We start from the raw sequence: 21,846 nt of genomic DNA on the forward strand, positions 1-21,846 counted from the left end.
GCGCCTCACGCCCGACTGGTTTTCCATGCGTTGGGGCCGGAGTTCGATTTCGAGCATTCCCTGGCCGAGGGCGAGCTGGACGTCGTGATCGGCAACTGGCCTGAACCGCCCGACCGCATGCATTTGTCGGTGCTGCTTGAAGACCCCATCGTCTGTCTGATGTCGGCCGATCACCCTTTGGCGCAGCGGCGGATGTCGGTTGAAGACTTTCGCCGTGTCCCGCATGTGGTGCCCACCCCGTATTCGATCAGCCAGCGCGGCATGATAGATACCGTGCTCACCTCGCTGCGCATCCAGCGGGCAGAGTTCGTCGAAGCGCAGTCGTTCATGTTGGCCCCCTATCTGTTGCCTGGGACTGACCTGGTCTTTACCACTACGCGCCACTTCGCCCGCTATTACGCCAGGCTCTTGCCCTTGGCGATCGTCGAATCCCCCATTGATTTTCCGCTGATGCGTTTCTACCAGCTCTGGCATGCGCGCAACCACCGTGCTTCGGCGCACCAGTGGCTGCGACGCTTGCTGGGGAGCTGCGGCCGCAGCCTGCTGGACGCCCGCTGAAGGCTGCTTTACCGGATACCGGTGGTCACTGGCTTCCGTCGGGCACCGTCTGGATTTCCAGGTATTCCAGCAACCCTTCCTTGCCGCCTTCCCGTCCGATACCTGAGCTGAGCATGCCTCCGAAAGGTGCAATGGCAGCCGGGCCCGTTCCTGTGTTGTAAGCGCAGTGGCCGAAGTGCAGGCGGGCAATGATGCGTTGCGAGCGTGCCCGGTCTTTGCCGAATACGTAGGCGGCCAGTCCGAACTCCGTGTCGTTTGCGCGGCGTACCACTTCGTCGTCGCCATCGAACGAAATCAGGGGAATGAGAGGACCGAAGGTTTCTTCTTGGCAGCAGCGCATGGTGTCATCGACGTTGCCGACCACGGTAGGTGGGAAGAGCAGGCTGCTTGCAGCGTCCAGCGTGTCTGGCTGCTTGCCCAGGAGCAGCGTGGCGCCGTTGTCCAGCGCATCGGCCAGGTGGCCTTTGACTTTGGCAAACCCGTTGGCGTTGATGAGCGGGCCAATGTCCGTTCCTTCTTTCATGCCGTCGCCGACTTTGAGCTTGCCGACTCTTTCCACGACTTTTTGTGCAAAAGCGTCATACACGTTCTTTTGCACGTAGACGCGGTTGGCACAGACGCAGGTCTGGCCGGCGCCCCGGAACTTGTTGTTCATCAGACCGTCGGCCGCAGCGTCCAGGTCGGCGTCGTCCAGAACGATGAATGGCGCATTGCCGCCGAGTTCCAGACCCAGCCGCTTCACTTGTCTGGTTGCCTGTTGCATGAGCAGACGCCCCGTTGCGGTGGATCCTGTGAAGGACACCATCGTTACCTGGGGCGAATTCATAAGTTCTGCACCGATCTGCACCGCGTCGCCGATGACCAGGTTGACCATGCCCTTGGGGAGGCCGAGCGAGGCCATGATTTCAAAGAGCGCAATCATGGTGAGCGGTGTGTCAGGCGCCGGTTTGATCACCGACGGGCAACCTGCCGCCAGCGCTGGCGCTATTTTCTTGGCGATCATGGCAATTGGGAAGTTCCAGGGGGTGATCAGGCCCACGACTCCCACCGGCCGCTTGTAAAGCGTCCAGGTGCAGCCCTTGACCTTGTCCGGCAAGGTTTCAGGTGCAGTGCCGGTTTCAACCACCTTGGCGTAGTAGTCGAAAAAGCTGGCGGCGTATTGCACCTCGCCTTGCGCTTCTTTCCAGGGTTTGCCGTGTTCCAGGCACAGGATGCGCCCGATCTCTTCCTGTTGCTCCAGGAGCTTGTCACGGATGCTCTCCAGCCAGTGGCGACGCGTGGCTGCGTCGGGGACCGAATCGAGTGCACGCTGGGCGCATGCGATGGCGCGCCGGGTTTCGGCGGCCCCCATGAAGGGGACATCGGCCAGTTTTTCGCCGGTGGCCGGATTGAAGACGTCGAGCCGTTTTCCGGTGTCGGCGGCAATCCATTGGTCGTTGACGTAGCCGGCAAGATGAGAAAGAAAATTTGAACGAATCATGTCGTACCTCTGTTACGAATTAAGCGTGATGTTGACGGTGATATTGAGTGGCGTGGCACCATAAATCAGTGGTCGGGTAGCGCTGGCCGCACTGCTCAGGGCTGAATGTTGTCCGGCTCGGTCGGCGGGTTGGTGAGCAGGCTGGCTTGCAACATCGCTGCGACCTTGGCGATGCACTGGCGCAGCCACACCACCTCGGGCGAGCTGTGGCAGCGGCGGTGCCACAGCAGGTAAAAGCGCATGGGCGGAAAAGGAAAGGGCGACGGCAGGATGGTGATGGGAAGGTAGCGCGCGTAGTGCTGCGCGAACTGCCGACCTGTGGTGAAGATCAGGTCGGTACGCAGCAACATGCCGGCCACCTGCCCAAAGTACGGGATCGTCATCTGGATGTTGCGCTGCAGGCCCTGCGCAGCCAGGTAGCCGTCGATGAAGCTCTGGCGTTCCGACACGTACGGGAACGGCGCCAGATGCGGCAGATCAAGATATTGCTTGAGACTGAGCGACCGATTGGCGATGGGATTCTGGCTGCCCACCATGCAGACGACTTCGTCGTCGAACAGGCGGGCCATGTGCATTTGCAGCGGGGGCTCCAGCCAATTGCCGATCACCACGTCCAGCCCACCGTTTTCAAGGCCGTCTACATAGTCGTAATCCGCGTTGATGGGGTGTACGATGAACTTGGCGCGCGGTGCTTCGCGCCGAAGGATTTCTGCGATGTTGGGCAGAAACATGGCGTCCAGGTAATCGGGCGCCCCCAGGTGAAACTCGCGCGTCGAGGTGGCCGGCTCAAAGGCCCCTGGTGGTTCGGTGATGCGTTCGATGGCGCTGAGCGCGTCGCTGGCGTGTGAAAGCAGTTCGAGCCCGCGTTCCGTCGGCACCATGCCGTTTTTGCTGCGCACCAGGATCGGGTCGCCGGTGATGTCGCGCAGCCGGCGCAGCGAATTGCTGAGTGCGGGTTGTGACAGCCCCAGCTTGATCGCTGCCTTCGAGACGCTTTGTTCGGTGAGCAGGATCTGCAGGATGCGCAGCAGATGGGTGTCCATGGGTTCGCGGGCTTTTTGCATGGCCCATTATTCCTGCCTTGTGATGTGGCGTCCATTGGCGCTTGTGCTGAAGTGGCCCGGTTCGGAGGCAGACGCCAGGTCTGGAAGCCGTATGCTGCGGTGCCGGACATCTTTATATGATGGGCACCATCATGGCGCCTGAATGCTCCAGCACGGTTTCCGGTGCTATCTTGGCACCATAAGCATGGGCGTGTTTCGCGCCCGCATGAGCCAAAAAGGTATGACTATGGAGACGACTGCGATCCGGTTTCATTATCGGGGTCAGGTCCACGAGGTGACCGATCAGCCCACGACGCGCACGGTGCTGCAGTATCTGCGTGAAGATCTGGGGTGCATGGGCACGAAAGAAGGCTGCGCCGAGGGCGACTGTGGCGCCTGTACGGTCATGGTGGCTGAACCCGACGGTCATGGCGGTGTGACCCTGCGCGCCGTCAACAGCTGCATCCAGTTTTTGCCTACGCTGGATGGCAAGGCCCTTTACACGGTGGAAGACCTGCGCCAGCCCGATGGCTCGCTGCACCCGGTGCAGCAGGCCATGGTCGATTGCCATGGCTCGCAGTGCGGCTTCTGTACGCCGGGCTTCGTGATGTCGCTGTGGGGCATGTATTTGGCTCATGGTCCGCAAGACGGCGCACCGTCCCGTACGCAGGTGGATGACTGTCTGTCGGGCAACTTGTGCCGCTGCACCGGCTATCAGCCCATCGTGCGCGCCGCCACTGATATGTACGCCTATCCCGCCGTCGAGTTCGATCGTGCCGCGCTGGCAAAGATTCTGGCCACGCTGCAGCGTACGGACGTGTTCGAATACACCTTCGAAGGCCATACCTTCCATGCGCCGCGTACGCTGGCTCAGCTCGCACAGCTGCGGCTGCAGTACCCGGAAGCCCGCATTCTGGCTGGCAGCACCGACGTGGGGCTGTGGGTCACCAAGCAATATCGCGATCTGCCGCATCTGATCTATATCGGCCAGGTGCACGAATTGCGCGACATTCATCTCGACGGCAATGATCTCTGCATTGCAGCAGGCGCGTCGCTCAACGACGCTTACGATGCCCTCATCGAATATGTTCCAGAGCTCGCCGAACTGCGCCAGCGTTTTGCGTCCATGCCCATCCGCAACGCGGGCACCCTGGGCGGCAACGTGGCCAACGGCTCGCCCATTGGCGACTCCATGCCGGCCTTGATCGCGCTGGGCGCGCGCATCGTGTTGCGCAAGGGTGAGCGCGTCCGCGAGATGCCGCTCGAAGACTTCTACCTGGCCTACCAGAAGAATGCGGCCGAGCCCGGCGAATTCGTACAAGGGGTGCGCGTGCCGGTCAAGGTTGCCGGGCGCCAGTTCCGCGCTTACAAGCTTTCCAAACGCTTTGACCAGGACATTTCTGCGGTCTGCGCGGCGTTTGCGGTCGTGCTGGATGGCCAGGGCAAGGTGCAATCGCTGCGCACAGGCTTCGGTGGCGTGGCCGCCACACCCTGTCGCGCGAAGACGGTCGAGGCGGCCTTGCAGGGCCAGGCCTGGGACGAAGCCCCCGTGCGGGCGGCCATGGAGTCCGTGGCGCTCGACTTCAAGCCCTTGTCGGACATGCGTGCGACCAGTGCCTATCGACTCCTGGCTTCGCGCAACCTGTTGTACCGGTTTTATCTCGAAACTGCACCCAAGGCGCCGCTCGCGACGCGTCAGGTCAATGTAGCCGTGCTGGCTGATATCGCTTGAGGAGGCCATTATGAACATGCGCGTCAACATTCCGGTCGAACTGGACCGGCTGGCCGTGAGCAACGACCGAATTCCGCGTCCTGTGGTGGGCGAACCCGCCGCCGGTGCGGCCAGCCCTCACGAATCGGCTTCCCTGCACGTCAGCGGCGAGGCGGTGTATACGGATGACATCCCCGAACTGCGCGGCACCGTCTATGCGGCGCTGGGGCTGTCGGCCAAACCGCACGCCCGTGTGCTGGGCATGGATCTCGATGCGGTGCGCAAGGCGCCCGGCGTCATTGCGGTCCTGACGGCCAAAGACATCCCGGGAGTCAACGACTGCGGCCCCGTGCTGGCCGACGACCCCATTCTGGCCGATGGCCTGGTCCAGTACGTGGGTCAGCCCATGTTCATCGTGGTGGCCAAGTCCACCGAGGCAGCCCGTCATGCGGCCAGGCTGGGCAAGGTCGATTACGAAGAATTGCCGTTTCTGCTCACGCCCAAACAGGCCAAAGATGCGCATTCCGGCACGACCGATGAACTGCGACTGATTCAGGGCGACGTGCAAAACGCGCTGGCCACGGCGCCGGTGCGCCTGACAGGCACTTTCGAATGCGGCGGCCAGGAGCAGTTCTACCTCGAAGGTCAGATCGCCTACGCCATCCCGCGCGAAAAAGACGGCATGCTGGTGCAATGTTCCACGCAGCACCCCACCGAGATGCAGCACGCGGTGTCACACGCATTGGGCTGGCAGCGCCATCAGGTCGAGGTCGAATGCCGACGCCTGGGCGGCGGTTTTGGCGGCAAAGAGTCACAGTCCGCGATTTTTGCGTGCCTGGCTTCCATCTGCGCCCAGCACCTGCATCGGCCTGTGAAGCTGCGAGCGGACCGTGACAACGACATGATGATCACGGGCAAGCGCCACGGTTTTTACTATGAATACGACGTGGGCTTCGACACCGATGGCCGCATCCTCGGGGTCAAGCTCGACATGACGTTGCACTCGGGGTTCTCGGCCGATCTGTCCGAAGCCGTCGCCAGCCGTGCATTGGCTCACTTCGACAACGCCTATTACATCCCGGCGGCTGACATCCACACGATGTGCGGCAAGGTCAACACGCAGTCGGCCACGGCCTTCCGGGGCTTCGGGGCACCGCAGGGCGCGCTCATCACCGAAGTGCTCATCGATCGCGTGGCACGGCAGCTGGGCAAGGACCCGCTGGACGTGCGTCTGCTCAATCTGTATGGCACCGATACGCGCAACGTCACGCCGTACGGTGAGGTGGTCGAGGGCAACCTGCTCGAACCCATCATGACCGAACTCGAGGCCAGTTCCGACTATCGTGCACGCCGTCAGGCGGTGCAGGAGTTCAACGCCCAGAGCCCCATCCTGAAAAAAGGTCTGGCGATGACGCCGGTGAAGTTCGGCATCTCGTTCAACGTGCCGGCCTTCAACCAGGCGGGTGCGCTGGTGCACATCTACCGTGACGGCTCCGTGCTGGTGAACCACGGTGGCATCGAGATGGGCCAGGGGCTGAACACCAAGGTGGGGCAGATCGTGGCCAACACGCTGGGGCTGGATCTCGAATGTGTGCGCCTGACGGCCACGGATACCTACAAGGTGATCAACACATCGGCGACGGCGGCGTCCACGGGCTCTGATCTGAACGGCAAAGCAGCCGAAGACGCAGCCCTGACGCTGCGCAATCGCCTGGCTGATTTTGCGGCCCGCAAATACGGCGGCAAGGCAGACGACGTGGTGTTCGCCTGGCGGCAGGTAAGCGTCAATGGCAAGACCCTGCCGTTTGCCCAACTGGTCGAAGAAGCTTACTGGGATCGTGTCCAGCTCTGGTCGGACGGTTTCTACAAGACGCCGGACATCAGCTGGGACAAGGCGACCAGTCACGGCCATCCCTTCTATTACTACGCGTTTGGTGCGGCGGTCTCGGAAGTCGTCGTCGACACGCTGACGGGGGAATGGAAGCTGTTGCGCGCCGACATCCTGCATGACGTGGGGGCATCGATCAATCCGGCCATCGACATCGGCCAGATCGAAGGTGGCTACATTCAAGGCACGGGGTGGCTCACGTCCGAAGAACTGGTCTGGCGGGATGACGGGCGTCTGATGACGCATGCGCCGTCTACATACAAGATTCCGGCCATCAGTGATTGCCCGCGCGACTTCAGGGTGCAGCTGTTCAAGACGCGCAACCATAAAGACTCGGTGCATCATTCAAAGGCAGTGGGTGAGCCGCCGCTGGTCCACGGCATCAGCGTCTTCAATGCCATCAACGATGCGGTCTCGGCGGTGGGCAACGGCAAGGATTCACCGAACCTGCTCGCGCCGGCAACGCCCGAAGCCATTCTCAACGCGGTCGAGGAACTGCGGGAACGCAGCGCAGCGTAATGGCCGACTGGATTGCTCAGGCCCTCTGGTGTCTGGACCGGCACCAGTCTGCCGTCCTGATCAGCGTCGCATCGGTGCGGGGCTCTGCCCCGCGTGAGGCTGGCGCCAAGATGCTGGTGGCGGCAGAGCGTCAGTGGCTCACTGTGGGGGGTGGCAACCTGGAATGGCAGGCCATCCAGCGCGCCCGCCGTTGGCTGGCGGACCCGTCGGGGCAACCTGAACGCTGGATCGAGGACATGCCGCTGGCTGCTGCGCTGGGCCAGTGTTGTGGCGGCCTGGTCACGCTGCTGTTTGAACATCTGGTTGAAGCCGACCGAGTCTGGCTCGAAGAAGCACGCCAACGCCTGACGCACCTGCAGCCCTTTGAACGCGAGGTCGGGGTGGGGGCGCCCGGAGTGAAACCGTGGGTGGCCTTGCAGGCGCCTGGTGCGGCGTCTCATCCGGCCGATCGTTTTCGGGCGAACCGTTTGCTGGACTTGTCCGATGCGCGCGGTTGCGCCGTGTTCACGGAACCCATCGTGCCGGATGCTTTCAATATTCTGGTGTTCGGCGCGGGCCATGTGGGGCATGCGCTGGTGAACATCCTGCAGACACTGCCGTGCCGTGTGACCTGGGTGGATGCCCGCGAAGAACTGTTTCCGGAGATCGTGCCCGCCAACGTGACCCTTGAAGCCACCGACACGCCTGAAGCTGTCATTGATCAGGCGCCGCCTCAGAGCTGTTTTCTCATCATGACGCATGACCACATGCTGGATCAGCATTTGTGCGAGCAGATCATGCGGCGCGACGACGTGGCGTACTTCGGTTTGATCGGCTCGCGGACCAAATGGCACAAGTTTCAGCAGCGGTTTGCCGCCAAGGGCATTCCGGCCGAGCGTTATGCCCGCATCATCTGCCCCATCGGAGAACCCGGCATCGAAGGCAAGCAACCTGCCGTGATTGCCGTGGCGGTGGCGGCGCAGCTCATGCGCTTGCGCAGCGCGCGTGCCAGGAGCCGCGCGGCGCAGCAGGTGCCCCTGGAGGCCTCGTCGGCCTGCATCGACTAGCCGAATACACGTGTCAGCCCCCTGGCTGATTTCACCATAAGATTCAGGAGACATTGTTCATGACCGCGACGTCAAATGCCCGCAGTGTGCCAAACGTGCAGGCCTATCGCGCACAGCTGCTGTATTTTCGGGATACCCCCAAGGCCGAAGACGATGCCTGCGAGTGGATTCAGGATGGCCTGCTGGTGGTGCGGGATGGCCGCATCGAGCATTGTGGCTACTATGACCGTGTGGTGGCCGAACTGGCCCCGAGGACACCTGTTCATGATTGGCGCGGGCACCTGATCTGCCCGGGCTTCATCGATACCCACATTCATTATCCGCAGACCGACATGATCGCGTCGCCTGCGCCGGGCCTGCTGCCCTGGCTGGAAACCTATACCTTTCCCACCGAGCGTCGGTTCGAAAACACCGAATACGCCGAAGAAGTCGCGCGGTTCTTTCTGGATGAATTGCTGCGCTGCGGCACGACGACCGCATTGGTGTATTGCACGGTGCATCCGGGGTCGGTGCAGGCATTCTTTGAAGAAAGCCATGCCCGCAATCTGCGCATGGTGGCCGGCAAAGTGATGATGGATCGCAATTGCCCGGAATATCTGCGCGATACGGCCGAATCGGGCGCACGCGACAGCGAAGCCTTGTTGCAGCGCTGGCATGGCACAGGCCGGCAGCTGTATGCGCTGACGCCCCGTTTTGCGCCGACCTCCAGCCCCGAACAGTTGGGGCTTTGCAGCGAACTCGCGCAGCGTTATCCCGATGTCTTCATCCAGACCCATGTGGCCGAGAACCAGGACGAAGTGAAATGGGTCATGGGGCTTTACCCGGGCCATCGCAGTTATCTGGACATCTACGATCACTATGGTCTGTTGCGCCCGCGCTCAGTCTATGGCCACTGTGTGTGGCTGGACGACGATGATCGCCGCCGCATGCGCGATGCGGGCGCTGTGATCGCCGCCTGCCCCACGTCCAATCAGTTCCTGGGCAGTGGCCTGTTCAATTTTGCTGCCGCGCGAGACTTTGGTACCCCGGTCACGCTGGCCACCGACGTGGGCGGCGGGTCCTCGTTCTCCATGCTGCTCACCATGAACGAAGCACACAAAGTGGCGCGCCTGTCGGGCTATTACCTGACGGCACGGCGCATGTTCTGGCAGGCCACTCAGGGTGCCGCCCGCAATCTGGGTCTGGAGGGGCAGATTGGCACCCTGGCCCCGGGCGCTGAAGGGGATTTCATCGTCATGGATCTGCAGGCGACGCCCTTGCTGGCGCGCCGGACGGCCATGGCAGAATCGCTGGAAGAGCTGCTCTTTGCGTTGGCGATGTTAGGTGACGATCGCGCCATCGCCGCGACCTATGCGGCCGGGCGAGAAGTCCATCGCCGGCCGGGGGCCAATCTGTCCTATGGCGGGGCTGCTGCCACTTCGCGCGTGGTGGCCGAGGAGCGCCTGGCGGTCAACGCTTGAAGGCAGGCGGATTTGGGCTGCGGTGCGGGGGCTGAATTCAGCGCCTGCCCTGTCACCCGACCGTCATGCAGACCTGCCATAATCAGTGGATGGAAAAATTCACTGATGCCACTAGGCCCACGCGGCTGCCTCCGCTCGTCCCGTTTTCAAGCTACGACGACGCCGATGCCGCCGTCGACAAGCTGCTGGAACTCTATCAGCGCAACACCGCCTTTATCCGCGAAGGGTTTCGCGAATACAGCGGGGGGCGCTTGCCATTGGGCCAGCGCATCCGCGCCTGTTACCCCGCCATCCGCATCCGCATTCATACGTATCCCGAAGTCGACAGCCGCCTGTCTTACGGGCACCTGGTGGAACCAGGCATCTACATGACCACGGTCACGCGTCCGGCGCTGTTTCGCGAGTATCTGCGCGAACAGGTGCGGCTCTTGCTCAAGAACCATCATGTTCCAGTCGAGATCGGCGAGTCCGACATGCCGATCCCGCTGCACTTTTCGTTTCCGGAAGACGAATACGTCGAAGGTGAGTATTCCGAGGTTCCCGGCCATACACTGCGCGACCACTTCGACGTCCCGGATCTGGCTGTCACGGACGATGCCATCGTCAACGGCACCTGGCAGGGGAGGCCCAATCAGCCCCGGCCGCTCGCGCCTTTCACGGGCCCGCGCATCGATTACTCTTTGCAGCGGCTGCAGCATTACACCGCCACTTCGCCCGAACATTTCCAGAATTTCGTGCTGTTCACGAACTACCAGTTTTATGTGGACGAATTCGTGAAGTGGGCGCGTTCGGCCTTGCAGGTAGAAGGCAGCGGCTATACCGAGCTGGTGGAACCAGGCAATCTCATCACGGGCCGTGACGGCCGAGAGCCGCAGCGGCCCGAGCGTGCGCCTTCGCCCCAGATGCCGTCCTACCATCTGAAGCGCCCGGAGCATGCCGGCATCACGCTCATCAACATTGGCGTGGGGCCGTCCAATGCCAAGACCATCACGGACCACGTGGCGGTGCTGCGGCCTTCGGCGTGGCTGATGCTGGGCCATTGTGCCGGCCTGCGGACTACGCAGCGCCTGGGCGATTACGTGCTGGCGCATGGCTATGTGCGGCAGGATCACGTGCTGGACGACGATCTGCCCTTGTGGGTGCCGGTGCCCCCGCTGGCTGAAGTGCAGGTGGCGCTGGAAGAGGCCGTCGCAGAGGTTGCCGGGCTCTCGGGCTGGGAACTCAAGCGCATCATGCGCACCGGTACGGTGGCCACCATCGACAACCGCAATTGGGAACTTCGCGATCAGCAGGAGCCCGTGCAGCGCCTGTCACAGTCGCGCGCCGTGGCGCTCGATATGGAGTCAGCCACCATCGCGGCCAATGGGTTCCGGTTTCGCGTGCCTTACGGCACCTTGCTGTGCGTCTCCGACAAGCCTTTGCATGGCGAGCTGAAGCTTCCCGGCATGGCGACCGACTTTTATCGCACCCAGGTGAATCAGCACCTGCACATCGGCATCCGTGCGCTGGAGCGCTTGCGCGAGATGCCGTCCGAGCGGCTGCACTCGCGCAAGCTGCGCAGTTTCATCGAGACCGCCTTCAAATAGGGCGGCAGGGACGCCTTCAGTGCTTGGGCGCGGCCAGCTGGTCCAGCGTCTCAAACTCGTGGTCGCTCAGCGTGACGTTGGCGGCTGCGACGTTTTCGGCCAGGTGCGTGGGGTTGCAGGTGCCGGGGATGGGCAGCATGACGGGCGAACGTTTCAGCAGCCACGCCAGGGCGATGGCACTGGGCTTGACGCCGTGCGTATGGGCAATCTTTTCCAGGGCCGAGCCGGGCTGCGCGAGGCTGCCGGCATTGAGCGGGTACCAGGGGATGAATCCGATCTGGTGCTGGGTGCAGTAATCCAGCACGGCTTCGCTCTTGCGGTCACCCAGGTTGTATTGATTCTGCACGGTCGCCACCGGGAAATACTGTTGCGCTTCTTCGATGTCGGCCGGCTGCACTTCGCTCAGGCCCACGTGGCGGATGAGGCCTTCTTTGCGCATGTCGGCAATGACCTGGAACTGCGCCTTGCGCGGCGTGTCGTGGCCGATGCGGTGCAGCTGCCAGAGGTCGATGCGTTTGACGCCCAGACGCCGCAGGCTCATGAGCACGCATTGGCGAAGATAGTCCGGATTGCCCAGGGGAACCCATTGGTCGGGGCCGTGGCGCAGCAACCCGCCCTTGGTGGCGATCATCATGCCGCTGTAGGGGTGTAGCGTTTCGCGGATCAGGTCTTCGCTGATGAAGGGTCCGTAGCTGTCGGCCGTGTCGATGAAATTCACGCCCAGCTCAGGCAGGCGTTTCAGGGTGGCTTGCGCGGCGGCCCAGTCTTTGGGTGGACCCCAGATGCCATGCCCCGTGATGCGCATGGCACCGTATCCGAGACGATGGATGGGAATGTCGCCGCCGATCTTGAAAGTGCCGGAGGCGGCTGCGTTCAGGTCTTGAGTCATGAGAATGAACCTCCTTGATTCGATTCATTCTACGCGTGCGCGTTTCAGCCTTGCCACATCATCTTGACCGACACGATGGTGGCCATGATCACCATCACGACGCGGATCAGTTTTTGGCCCCGATTGACGGCCAGACGTGCGCCCAGCGTGCCGCCAATCCATTGGCCGGCCAGCATGGGCAGGCCAAAAGCCCAGAGAATGTTGCCGTGCAGACCGTAGAACAACAGCGCCACTACGTTGCTGGAGAGATTCAGCAGCTTGGCATGGCCGGTGGCGCGAGTCAGGTTCATGCCCAGCAGCGTGACGGCCGAGATGGCCAGGAACGTGCCGGTGCCCGGCCCGAAAAAGGCGTCATAGAACCCGATGAGGGGCGCCAGGGTGGCCGCGTAGACGGTGTGCGAGAGCCGCTGCGTGCTGTCCTTCGCACCCACGCGAGGAGAGAGCAGGAAATACAGGGCAAAGCCGATCAGCAGTATCGGGATGACTCGTTGCAGGATACTGCTGTCGATCCGGGTGAGCGCAAACGCTCCTATGAGGGCCCCTGCGAAGGTAGACAGAATCATCCAGCGGCTTTTTTTCAGGTCGATCTGGCGCTTGCGCAAAAACTGCAGGCTGGCCGCTGCCGAGCTGCCAAATCCGCCGACTTTGTTGGTAGCAATGGCCGCGCCCGGGGGCAGGCCCACGGCCAGCAGCGCCGGGATGGTGATCAGGCCGCCGCCGCCTGCAATGGCGTCTATCGTGCCGGCCGCCATGGCGACGAAGAACAGCAGGAAGGCAACGTCAAGGGAAATTTCCATGGTGATCGTGTTCGACGCCAGGGGTGAGCTTCGCGCGTGGAGGGCAGGCGAGCGCCTCGCGCAGGGCCACTCGCGCCGCCATCATACGCTGGCTGGTGCGCCGTGTGGCATGAGCAGGACTTGTGCGAGGTTTGCGGCATAATGGCCGGGCACCTGGAAGCGGCTGCACTTGCTTGCATTGCCCGGAGAATCTGATGTCTGACCTGATTGAATTGACCGAAGCCGGCGACGGCATCCGGATCACGCTGGCTTACGCTACACCCGACAACCTGACGGGTCGTGCGGTGTATGCGCCGGGGGCCTGCTGTGCCTTGCGCCCGGAAGCCGCCCGTTGCCTGCGCCGTGCGGTGCGGGCAGCCCGGCAGTCCGGGCACGTCTTGCAGGTGTTCGACTCCTATCGACCGGCCGCCGTGCAACAGATCTTCTGGGATCTGATCTCCGATCCACGCTACGTGGCCGACCCGGCGCAGGGCTCGAATCACACGCGCGGCGTGGCAGTGGACCTGACCTTGCTGGATACCCATGGAGTCGCGCTGGACATGGGAACCGGTTTCGATGCCATGTGTGATCAGTCGCACCACGATCGCGATGATCTGCCCGTCATGGTGCAGCGCAACCGGCAGCTGCTGCTGGGCATCATGCTGCAGGCCGGATTCCGGTCCATTCCCACCGAATGGTGGCATTACGAACTTCCGGACGCCGCCGATTATGCGTTGATTCCCGAGGACTCCAAAGTCCGCGTGCAAGCGTAGGGGGGCCGTGGCCGTGCATGGTAAAACCGTGGATAGGCCTTTGCAGTCATTCGAGGCAACATACAAAGACAGGGGCACGCGCGAGCGTGTATCCACACCAAGGAGAACCTATGAAGACAGGTATGTTGAGGTTGCGCCGTGCATTGGCAGCGGCGGTCGTAGGGATGGGCGCACTGGCCTGTGCGGGTGGCGGTGCTTGGGCGGCCACACCCGCCGATACGTTGGTCCTGGGCAAGGCGGCTGATCCGCAAACGCTGGACCCTGCGGTGACCATCGACAACAACGATTGGACCGTCGTGTTCCCCGCGTATCAGCGTCTCATGCAGTACAAGCAGGAAGACGGCCACGGTTCCACCGAAGTCGAGGGCGATCTGGCCAAGAGCTGGACGGTCTCGCCCGATAACCTCGTCTGGACCTTCACGCTCAAGGACGGCCAGCAGTTTGCCGATGGGTCGCCGGTCGATGCCAAGGCGGTTCAGCTTTCGTTCGAACGCTTGTTGAAGAAAAAGCAGGGGCCCTCCGAGGCCTTTCCACCGAGCCTGAAGGTGGATGCAGTGGATGCCCACACAGTGCGCTTCACCTTGCAAAAGCCGTTTGCTCCCTTCCTGAGCACCCTGGCCAACAATGGTGCGGCCATCGTGAATCCCAAAGCCATGGAGCGGCCGGACGCCGACACCTGGCTGGCTGGACATACGGCCGGATCGGGGCCGTATCAGCTGGTGAGCTGGACCAAGGGGCAAACCCTGGTCATGGAACGTAACCCGCACTATGCCGGCAGCAAGAAGCCGACGTTGAGCAAGTTCGTGGTGCGCATCGTCCCGGAGGCGTCCGCACAACGCTTGCAACTGCAGAAGGGTGATCTGGACATCGCGGCCGATCTGCCCGTGGACCAGCTCAAGGCCTTGGCCAAAGAGCCGAGTGTCACGGTGGGCAAGTTCCCATCGCTGCGCGTGACCTACCTGTATCTGAACAACGCCAAGGGCCCATTGCATAATGCCGAACTGCGGCATGCGATCGTCGATGCGATCGATTACAAGGGCATCGTCGATGGCGTGATGCTGGGCCAGGTGAAGCAGACGCGCGGTCCGGTGCCCGAAGGCTTGTGGGGTTACGACGCCAACTTGCCTCTGCCGGTGCAGAACATTGCCAAGGCCAAGAAAGAAGTCGCTCAGGCCGGTGGCGTCAAGGAGCCGCTGCTGTTGCGGTATTCCACCCGCAAGCCGTCCTGGGAACCCATCGCGCTGACCGTCCAGGCCAATCTTGCGGCGGTGGGCATTCCGGTAAAGCTCGAAAAACTGGCCAATGCCACCTTGCGCGAGAACCTCGACAAGGGCAATTTTGATATTTCCGTAGGGGATTGGGGGCCTGACTTTGCCGACCCCTATATGTTCACGAACTACTGGTTCCAATCCGACAAGGGTGGCCTGGCCGGCAACCGGTCGTTCTATTCCAATCCTCAGGTCGACGAATGGCTGAAAGAAGCGGCCAGCATCAGCGACCAGGCCAAGCGCGTGGCGCTCTATACCAAGGTGCAGGAGCAGGTCGTCAAGGATGCGGCTTACGTCTACCTGTATCAGGACAACTATCTGGTGGGTCTGCGCAAGGACGTGAAAGGCTTCATCTACAACCCCATGCTGGATGACGTGTTCAACGTGGCCGACATTCGCAAGTAATGGGGATCTCCGGCTGGCTCGTCGTTCGCCGGCGGCTGTTCAATCTGGTCTGGGTGGTGATCGGGGTCTCGCTCATCACCTTCACCATCTCGCACCTGGTGCCGGGCGACCCGGCACGCCTGGTGGCGGGTGACCGCGCCACGCCGGAGATCGTGGCGGCGGTTCGGGCCGAGCTCGGGCTGGACAAGCCCCTGCCGGTTCAGTATCTGCATTACATGGATCAGCTCCTGCACGGCGACCTGGGCATTTCCATTCGTACGCGCCGGCCCGTCATTCAGGACATCGCGGCGTTTTTCCCGGCCACGCTGGAACTCGCCCTGGTGGCGCTGCTGCTGGCCACTTTGGTGGGGATCCCTCTGGGGGTCCTGTCGGCCGTCTACAGGAACAAATTCGTCGACCACATTGCGCGCATCGTGGCCGTGACCGGGGTGTCCACCCCCGCGTTCTGGCTGGGGCTGGGGCTCATCGTCGTGTTCTACGGTCATCTGGGTTGGTTCCCGGGGGGCGGGCGCCTCGATCAGGGGCTGACGCCACCGCCGCACTTCACGGGGCTGTATCTGGTCGACGCCGTCGTGGCGGGCGATTGGCCGCTCATTCCCGACATTCTGGATCACCTGCTGCTGCCGGCCGTCACACTCGGGTTCGTGCATCTGGGCATCGTGGCCCGGCAGATCCGCTCCTCCATGCTGGAACAGTTGGGCGAAGACTACGTGCGCACGGCGCGCGCGTATGGGTTGTCGGCCTGGACGGTGATCTTGCGTCACGCGCTGCCCAACGCCCTGATTCCGTCAGTCACCATGCTGGGGTTGGCGCTGGGTGATCTGCTCTACGGAGCCGTATTGACCGAAACCGTGTTCAGCTGGCCAGGCATGGGTGCGTACGTGGTCGATTCCATCCAGGCCTTGGATTTCCCCGCCGTCATGGGGTTTGCCGTCGTGGTGTCGTTCGCGTACGTCGTCCTCAACCTGCTGGTTGATCTGGTGTATCGCTGGCTCGACCCGCGGATCACGGAGGTCGGATGATCTCCCATCTCCTCTACCAGCTCAAGCACAGCCCGCTCATGGTCCTGGGGCTGGTGATTCTGGCGGTGGTGCTGCTCATGGTGGGTCTGGCAGGGTGGATTGCGCCTTACGACCCTGAAAAACTCGATCTGGTCCACCGGTTGGCGGCGCCTTCGGCAGCCCATTGGTTCGGGACGGACGAAGTCGGGCGTGACATCTACAGCCGGGTTCTGTTCGGCGGCCGGCAATCGATTGGCGTGGGGTTGTTCGTGGCGGGGTGCTCCAGCCTGGTCGGTGCAGTCATCGGCTGCTTTTCAGGCATTATCGGCGGCTGGATCGACGGGCTCATCATGCGTTGCATGGATGTGGTGCTGTCGGTGCCGTCGCTGGTGCTCATCATGGCGTTGGCCGCTGCTTTGGGACCCAGCCTCTTCAATGCCATGCTGGCCATCACGCTGGTGCGCATTCCGTTCTACGTTCGGCTGGCGCGCGGTCAGACCTTGGGCATTCGTGAGATGGCCTACGTGAAGGCGGCCTGGACGTTTGGCGCCACGCGTCGCCACGTAGTGCGCTGGCACGTGGCGCGCAATGCCGCCTCGCCCATCATTGTCCAGGCCACACTGGATATTGGCGGTGCGATTCTGATGGCAGCTGCGTTGGGGTTCATTGGGCTGGGTGCACAGCAGCCCACGGCAGAGTGGGGTGCCATGGTGGCCACGGGTCGCAATTTTCTGCTGGATCAGTGGTGGTACACCGTGATGCCGGGGTGTGCGATTCTGGTCACTGCCCTGGCCTGCAACCTGGTGGGTGACGGGGTCCGCGACATGCTGGACCCCAAGGCGCGGGCAAAGTAATGGTCGACGCAAGAATCTCCCTGGCAGCCGCGACGGCCTCTGTGCAAGAGGCCGTGGGCGCCGAGCTGCCTGCGGGCGCATCACCCGTGCTGGACATCCAGAATCTCAGTCTGGAGTTTCCTGTTTTCGGAGGCTCTGTTCATGCCTTGAACGGTGTCACGCTGCAGGTATTGCCGGGTGAAATCGTGGGGGTAGTCGGTGAATCCGGCTCAGGCAAGTCGGTAACGGCCATGACGGCGCTGCGCTTGCTCCCCAAAGATGGCTATCGGGTGACCAGTGGCAGCCTGCACCTGTTGGGCGACGACGTCTTCGCGGCGACCGATGCGCAGATGCGGCAATGGCGCGGGCGGCGGGCCGCCATGATCTTCCAGGAGCCCATGACGGCCTTGAATCCCACCCAGCGTATTGGCGACCAGCTGGTAGGCGTGCTGCGCGTGCATCATGCGCTCAAACGCCGCGACGCCATGGTGCGGGCGCAGGCCTTGCTGCACGACATGATGATTCCCGATCCGGCCCAGGTTTTGCGGGCATATCCGTTCGAGCTGTCGGGCGGGATGCGTCAGCGAGTCATGGTGGCCATGGCGTTTTCCTGTGATCCGGCGTTGTTGATTGCGGATGAGCCGACGACGGCGCTGGACGTGACGGTCCAGCGTCAGGTGTTGCAGCTGTTGCGTCACAAAGCGCGCGAGCGCGGGGTGGCCATCCTGTTCATCACTCACGATATGGCCGTGGTGTCGCAGTTCTGCGACCGGGTCTATGTGATGTACGCCGGGACCGTGGTTGAGCAGGGGCCCACGGCGCGCGTGCTGCGTGATCCCAGACACCCGTACACGCGCGGTTTGCTCGATGGACTCCCGGAGGGGGCGCCGCCCGGCGCTCGGTTGTCGGCCATCCCGGGGCGGGTTCCCGACATGCGGACGCCCCCCAGCGGCTGCGTGTTTGCGGAGCGTTGTGCCTATGCGGATGAGCAGTGCCGCCGTCGGCCACAGTTGGAGCCTTTTGGCCGGCTGACGTCGCGGCGGACTGCCTGCTGGCATCCGCTGCCTCCTTCTGATCAGGTGGCGCCATGACGGCGGTGCACGAAGACTGGGTGCTGGACGCACAAGACGTCCATGTGGATTTTCCTGTGGCCAGAGATTGGCGCGGGCGCGTGGTGCAGTCGGCGCATGCGCTCAACGGTGTCACGCTGCAGGTGCGGCGTGGCGAAGCCTTCGGCGTTGTGGGTGAGTCGGGATGTGGCAAGAGCACCTTGGCCCAAGTGCTGCTCGGTCTGCTGCAGCCGACCCAGGGCACTCTGCACCGCCTGCCGCGTCCTGATGGTCGTGCCGCCAACATCCAGATCGTGTTTCAAGACCCGCAGTCATCACTGGACCCGCGTCTGCCGGCCTGGCGCGTCATCGTCGAGCCATTGGTGACAAGGCACCAGCGGGCCGATCGAGCGGTGGCCGAGTCGCTGGCGTCGCAGGTGGGGCTGCGTCCGGAGCAGATGGATCGCTACGTGCATGAGTTCTCGGGAGGGCAGCGTCAACGGATTGCCATTGCCCGAGCGCTGTCTTCCGACCCTGATGTCATCGTTCTCGACGAGCCTACGTCGGCGCTGGATATCTCGGTGCAGGCTCAAATCCTGAACCTGTTGCAAGAACTGCGCCGTGCCCGTGGCCTCACCTATGTGCTCATCTCGCACAACGTGTCCGTGGTGCGTCATCTGTGCGATCGGATTGCGGTGATGTATCTGGGGCAGGTCGTGGAACAGGGGCTTGCGCCGCAGGTGCTTGGAGACCCGCGCCATCCCTATACCCGGGAGTTGCTCGAGGCTGTGCCGCGTCTGGATTGTGCCTGGGCGGAGGAAGCGCCGGCCGCTCCTGCGGAACTGCCGGGCAATCGTACCCTGCCGCGAGGCTGCTTCTTCCGCGACCGCTGCCCCTGGGCGACAGCAGGGTGTGAACGCCCCCAAGCGCTGGCGCTTTTGCCGGATGGCGAAGGCCGCCAAGTTCGGTGTCATGTGGCTTTGTTGTCTGAATAAGGGTTTACCCCTATCTTTTTTATAGGGTTAACCCTATAATGGGTTTGTCGAAATTCTGATGCTTCTGAAACAGGAGTCAGGCATGAGCTACCCAGTCACTTCCAGTCCCATGTTGCTGTCCGACGCGCTGGAGCGCGCCTATAGCTACACCATTTTGAATGCGTCGCACCCCTTGTCTTTTGGCAGCGGGGTCAAGGCGACGGGTCGTGCCTTGCGGCGTGCTGCTTTTGCGGTGGGTCGTCTGGTGGCTGCGGCGATCAACGCCCAGGCCGAAGTTCGGGCGCAGAACTACCACCGCCTGCCGCAGTAGCAGTCGGAGGGTCTGGCCATCGTAGCGATGGCCAGAAAGGGCGCACCACCGGGTTCGGAGCCTGGGTGGTGCGCCCTTTCATTTTTTGAGCAATGCTTTCAATCGGCTGAGGGTGCGGTCAGGGTCGGTATCCCCCATGGGCGTGGTTTGCTGCGCCTGCAGTCCCATCTCGGCGATGAAGCGTGAGGGCTCGCAGGCCGTCTCTTCACGGCCACGCCGCCGCTTGCGGCACCAGCTGATTTGCAAGGTGCGCTGCGCACGAGTGATTCCCACGTACATCAGGCGTCGCTCCTCTTCGATGCGCCGCGCCTGCGCCGCGAGTCCTGCCTCACTGGTGTCGCCATCGTCGTCTCCCCGGTGCGGCAGCAGCCCTTCCTCGACCCCGATCAGGTAGACATAAGGGAATTCCAGCCCTTTGGAGGCGTGCAGTGTGGACAACTTCACAGCGTCTGGCTCTTCGTCGTCCGAGCGTTCCAGCATGGTGACCAGCGCCACGTGCTGAACGAGTTCCAGCAACGTCAGGTCGTCTTCTTCGGCCTTGCGCTTGAGCCAGTCAACAAGTTCCAGCACATTGGTCCAGCGCGCTTGCGCCTGGCGGTCGTCGCCGGTGTCGTACAGGTGGCGTTCGTAGTCCATGCGCCCCAGCAGGTCGTCGAGCACCCGGCCTGCACTGTCGTCCTGCTGGCCGTCGATCCCTGCCGCGTTCACGGGTGTCAGAGGGGCAAAGGGGGGGGCGGCACTTGGCAGCGGGTCGGGATCGAAAGCGAGGAGATCGCCCTGCGACTGCGCTTGTGGGCTCGAGAGCGATGGCACGGTACCGTGGCCGGCAGCCCGCGCCTGGAAATGGCGTATGAGCCGCACGAAAGCTTCGATGGCTTCACGTGGCCGCGCGGCAGGCAGCAGGTCTTCGGTGACTTCGGAGGCGACCGTGAATAGTGAAACGCCGCGTCGCGCGGCTTCTGCACCCAATGCCTGCAGTGTCCCTTGGCCGATGCCGCGTTTCGGTGTGGTTGCGGCGCGGATGAAGGCGGGATCTTCGTCTTCATTGGCGATGACGCGCAGCCAGGCAAGCACGTCGCGGATCTCGGCCTTGTCAAAAAAGCTTTGTCCACCCGATACGGTATAGGGGATGTGCAACGTGCGCAGGGCCTGCTCCATAATGCGCGATTGGTGGTTGCTGCGGTAGAGCACCGCAAAGTCCTTCCACTGGGCCTGCCGCTCGAAGCGGGCCGCTGACAGCCGCATGGCGATGGATTCGGCTTCTGCCTGGTCGGATTCCATGGGCGTGATGGCGATGGGATCTCCTTGGCCCAGGTCCGACCACAGCGTCTTGTCGAAGGTCTTGGGGTTGTGCGAGATCACCTGATTGGCGGCATGCAGGATGCGCTGCACCGAGCGGTAGTTCTGCTCCAGCTTGATCAGGCGCAGCGCCGGGTAGTCCCGTGCAAGCTGCGCCAGATTTTCGGACGTGGCGCCGCGCCAGGCATAGATGGCCTGGTCGTCGTCACCCACGGCAGTCAGCATGGCGCGCTCGCCGGAGAGCATCCGCACCATCTGGTACTGGCAGACGTTGGTGTCCTGGTATTCGTCCACCAGCAGATATTGCACACGTGCTTGCCAGCGGGCGCGCAGGGAGTCGTCGTCGGCCAGCAGCTGCGCAGGCAGACGGATGAGGTCGTCGAAGTCGACAGACTGGTAAGCGTGCAACGTGGCCTGGTAGCTGCGGTAGATACGGACTGCTTCGGCCTCGTTGGCATCGCGGGCCGCTCGGGCGGCGGCGTCGGGGCCCAGCAGCGCGTTTTTCCAGAGCGAGATGGTTTGCTGCACGCTGCGCAGACGTGCCTTGTCCGTCGTTGCCACCAATTCCTGGATGATGGCTTGCGCATCGTGCGCATCCAGGATCGAGAAGCCGCGCTTGAGCCCGGCCGCCGCGTATTCTTCGCGCAGAAAGCGCAGCCCCAGCGAGTGGAAGGTGCCCACCGTCAGGCCACGCAGCCATTGCGGATTCACCAGCAAGCGTACCCGCTCGCTCATTTCGCGTGCTGCCTTGTTGGTGAAGGTGAGTGCCACGACATGCCGCGCAGGGTAGCTGCACTCGCGCAGCAGGTAGGCGATCTTTTGGGTGATGACGCGGGTCTTGCCGCTACCCGCGCCGGCCAGCACCAGGCAGGGGCCGTCCAGGTACAACACGGCTTCGCGCTGGCGCGCATTGAGCTTGGGGTCGACCGTGGTGCCGGCGGGCAGCACGGTGCGCAG

At 62.9% G+C, this 21,846-nt stretch carries 18 protein-coding genes; 13 read left to right on the forward strand and 5 right to left on the reverse strand.

What is annotated here, in order from left to right; all coding sequences use genetic code 11:
- Positions 1-558, forward strand: a 558-nt coding sequence (locus VF285_RS01460) for a LysR substrate-binding domain-containing protein (RefSeq protein WP_346950835.1), incomplete at its 5' end; no start/stop codon positions are given.
- 25 nt (positions 559-583) lie between these two features.
- Here VF285_RS01460 and VF285_RS01465 read toward each other — a convergent pair.
- Together VF285_RS01465 and VF285_RS01470 are read right to left on the reverse strand one after the other, a co-directional pair.
- On the reverse strand, positions 584-2,038 hold the full coding sequence (locus VF285_RS01465; protein WP_346950836.1) for an NAD-dependent succinate-semialdehyde dehydrogenase: 1,455 nt from the start codon (positions 2,036-2,038) through the stop codon (positions 584-586).
- A 95-nt stretch (positions 2,039-2,133) separates the two neighbouring features.
- Positions 2,134-3,102, reverse strand: coding sequence for a LysR family transcriptional regulator (locus tag VF285_RS01470; protein WP_346950837.1), 969 nt, complete (start codon positions 3,100-3,102; stop codon positions 2,134-2,136).
- 226 nt (positions 3,103-3,328) lie between these two features.
- Here VF285_RS01470 and xdhA point away from each other — a divergent pair, with 226 nt between their 5' ends.
- From xdhA to VF285_RS01495, 5 genes are all read left to right on the forward strand, one after another.
- The gene (xdhA, locus tag VF285_RS01475) at positions 3,329-4,813 is read left to right on the forward strand and encodes a xanthine dehydrogenase small subunit (RefSeq protein WP_346950838.1); all 1,485 of its coding nucleotides are present in this window, start codon (positions 3,329-3,331) and stop codon (positions 4,811-4,813) included.
- A gap of 10 nt (positions 4,814-4,823) precedes the next feature.
- Positions 4,824-7,199, forward strand: coding sequence for a xanthine dehydrogenase molybdopterin binding subunit (xdhB, locus tag VF285_RS01480; RefSeq protein ID WP_346950839.1), 2,376 nt, complete (start codon positions 4,824-4,826; stop codon positions 7,197-7,199).
- On the forward strand, positions 7,199-8,245 hold the full coding sequence (gene xdhC / locus VF285_RS01485; protein ID WP_346950840.1) for a xanthine dehydrogenase accessory protein XdhC: 1,047 nt from the start codon (positions 7,199-7,201) through the stop codon (positions 8,243-8,245). Before xdhB ends, xdhC begins: the two co-directional genes overlap by 1 nt.
- Positions 8,246-8,304: 59 nt before the next feature.
- On the forward strand, positions 8,305-9,705 hold the full coding sequence (gene guaD, locus VF285_RS01490) for a guanine deaminase (protein WP_346950841.1): 1,401 nt from the start codon (positions 8,305-8,307) through the stop codon (positions 9,703-9,705).
- Between the two features lie 89 nt (positions 9,706-9,794).
- The gene (locus VF285_RS01495) at positions 9,795-11,291 is read left to right on the forward strand and encodes an AMP nucleosidase (protein ID WP_346950842.1); all 1,497 of its coding nucleotides are present in this window, start codon (positions 9,795-9,797) and stop codon (positions 11,289-11,291) included.
- Positions 11,292-11,307: 16 nt separating this feature from the next.
- On the opposite strand, the gene VF285_RS01500 is transcribed toward VF285_RS01495, so the two are convergent.
- Both VF285_RS01500 and VF285_RS01505 read right to left on the reverse strand, forming a co-directional pair.
- Positions 11,308-12,180 (reverse strand): aldo/keto reductase, encoded by an 873-nt coding sequence (locus VF285_RS01500; protein WP_346950843.1) that lies wholly within the window; start codon positions 12,178-12,180, stop codon positions 11,308-11,310.
- A gap of 44 nt (positions 12,181-12,224) precedes the next feature.
- A complete protein-coding gene (locus VF285_RS01505) occupies positions 12,225-12,977 on the reverse strand; it encodes a TSUP family transporter (protein ID WP_346950844.1) in 753 nt (250 codons plus the stop codon).
- Between the two features lie 194 nt (positions 12,978-13,171).
- On the opposite strand from VF285_RS01505, the gene ddpX reads away from it, so the two are divergent.
- From ddpX to VF285_RS01540, 7 genes are all read left to right on the forward strand, one after another.
- A complete protein-coding gene (gene ddpX / locus VF285_RS01510; RefSeq protein ID WP_346950845.1) occupies positions 13,172-13,729 on the forward strand; it encodes a D-alanyl-D-alanine dipeptidase in 558 nt (185 codons plus the stop codon).
- A 110-nt stretch (positions 13,730-13,839) separates the two neighbouring features.
- Positions 13,840-15,402 (forward strand): ABC transporter substrate-binding protein, encoded by a 1,563-nt coding sequence (locus VF285_RS01515; RefSeq protein ID WP_346950846.1) that lies wholly within the window; start codon positions 13,840-13,842, stop codon positions 15,400-15,402.
- The gene (locus VF285_RS01520; RefSeq protein ID WP_346950847.1) at positions 15,402-16,424 is read left to right on the forward strand and encodes an ABC transporter permease; all 1,023 of its coding nucleotides are present in this window, start codon (positions 15,402-15,404) and stop codon (positions 16,422-16,424) included. Before VF285_RS01515 ends, VF285_RS01520 begins: the two co-directional genes overlap by 1 nt.
- Complete coding sequence (gene ddpC, locus VF285_RS01525; RefSeq protein ID WP_346950848.1) at positions 16,421-17,257, forward strand: D,D-dipeptide ABC transporter permease; 837 nt, start codon at positions 16,421-16,423, stop codon at positions 17,255-17,257. The genes VF285_RS01520 and ddpC overlap by 4 nt, the downstream gene beginning before the upstream one ends.
- The gene (locus VF285_RS01530) at positions 17,257-18,327 is read left to right on the forward strand and encodes an ABC transporter ATP-binding protein (protein ID WP_346950849.1); all 1,071 of its coding nucleotides are present in this window, start codon (positions 17,257-17,259) and stop codon (positions 18,325-18,327) included. The genes ddpC and VF285_RS01530 overlap by 1 nt, the downstream gene beginning before the upstream one ends.
- Positions 18,324-19,280: an ABC transporter ATP-binding protein gene (locus tag VF285_RS01535; protein ID WP_346950850.1), complete on the forward strand. Its 957-nt coding sequence runs from the start codon at positions 18,324-18,326 to the stop codon at positions 19,278-19,280. The genes VF285_RS01530 and VF285_RS01535 overlap by 4 nt, the downstream gene beginning before the upstream one ends.
- Positions 19,281-19,362: 82 nt before the next feature.
- Positions 19,363-19,590 (forward strand): hypothetical protein, encoded by a 228-nt coding sequence (locus VF285_RS01540; RefSeq protein ID WP_346950851.1) that lies wholly within the window; start codon positions 19,363-19,365, stop codon positions 19,588-19,590.
- Positions 19,591-19,668: 78 nt separating this feature from the next.
- Here VF285_RS01540 and VF285_RS01545 read toward each other — a convergent pair whose 3' ends face one another.
- On the reverse strand, positions 19,669-21,837 hold the full coding sequence (locus tag VF285_RS01545; RefSeq protein ID WP_414648045.1) for a UvrD-helicase domain-containing protein: 2,169 nt from the start codon (positions 21,835-21,837) through the stop codon (positions 19,669-19,671).
- Positions 21,838-21,846 lie beyond the last annotated feature (9 nt).

The organism is Castellaniella sp. (genome assembly GCF_036379515.1).
In the GTDB taxonomy this organism is placed as follows: Bacteria; Pseudomonadota; Gammaproteobacteria; order Burkholderiales; family Burkholderiaceae_B; genus Castellaniella.

Excerpts from the sequence above, each read along its gene's own strand:
- VF285_RS01465 (WP_346950836.1), bottom strand. The coding sequence starts at position 2,038 with ATGATTCGTTCAAATTTTCTTTCTCATCTTGCCGGCTACGTCAACGAC.
- VF285_RS01470 (WP_346950837.1), bottom strand. The coding sequence starts at position 3,102 with ATGCAAAAAGCCCGCGAACCCATGGACACCCATCTGCTGCGCATCCTG.
- xdhA (WP_346950838.1), top strand. The coding sequence starts at position 3,329 with ATGGAGACGACTGCGATCCGGTTTCATTATCGGGGTCAGGTCCACGAG.
- xdhB (WP_346950839.1), top strand. The coding sequence starts at position 4,824 with ATGAACATGCGCGTCAACATTCCGGTCGAACTGGACCGGCTGGCCGTG.
- xdhC (WP_346950840.1), top strand. The coding sequence starts at position 7,199 with ATGGCCGACTGGATTGCTCAGGCCCTCTGGTGTCTGGACCGGCACCAG.
- guaD (WP_346950841.1), top strand. The coding sequence starts at position 8,305 with ATGACCGCGACGTCAAATGCCCGCAGTGTGCCAAACGTGCAGGCCTAT.
- VF285_RS01495 (WP_346950842.1), top strand. The coding sequence starts at position 9,795 with ATGGAAAAATTCACTGATGCCACTAGGCCCACGCGGCTGCCTCCGCTC.
- VF285_RS01500 (WP_346950843.1), bottom strand. The coding sequence starts at position 12,180 with ATGACTCAAGACCTGAACGCAGCCGCCTCCGGCACTTTCAAGATCGGC.
- VF285_RS01505 (WP_346950844.1), bottom strand. The coding sequence starts at position 12,977 with ATGGAAATTTCCCTTGACGTTGCCTTCCTGCTGTTCTTCGTCGCCATG.
- ddpX (WP_346950845.1), top strand. The coding sequence starts at position 13,172 with ATGTCTGACCTGATTGAATTGACCGAAGCCGGCGACGGCATCCGGATC.
- VF285_RS01515 (WP_346950846.1), top strand. The coding sequence starts at position 13,840 with ATGAAGACAGGTATGTTGAGGTTGCGCCGTGCATTGGCAGCGGCGGTC.
- VF285_RS01520 (WP_346950847.1), top strand. The coding sequence starts at position 15,402 with ATGGGGATCTCCGGCTGGCTCGTCGTTCGCCGGCGGCTGTTCAATCTG.
- ddpC (WP_346950848.1), top strand. The coding sequence starts at position 16,421 with ATGATCTCCCATCTCCTCTACCAGCTCAAGCACAGCCCGCTCATGGTC.
- VF285_RS01530 (WP_346950849.1), top strand. The coding sequence starts at position 17,257 with ATGGTCGACGCAAGAATCTCCCTGGCAGCCGCGACGGCCTCTGTGCAA.
- VF285_RS01535 (WP_346950850.1), top strand. The coding sequence starts at position 18,324 with ATGACGGCGGTGCACGAAGACTGGGTGCTGGACGCACAAGACGTCCAT.
- VF285_RS01540 (WP_346950851.1), top strand. The coding sequence starts at position 19,363 with ATGAGCTACCCAGTCACTTCCAGTCCCATGTTGCTGTCCGACGCGCTG.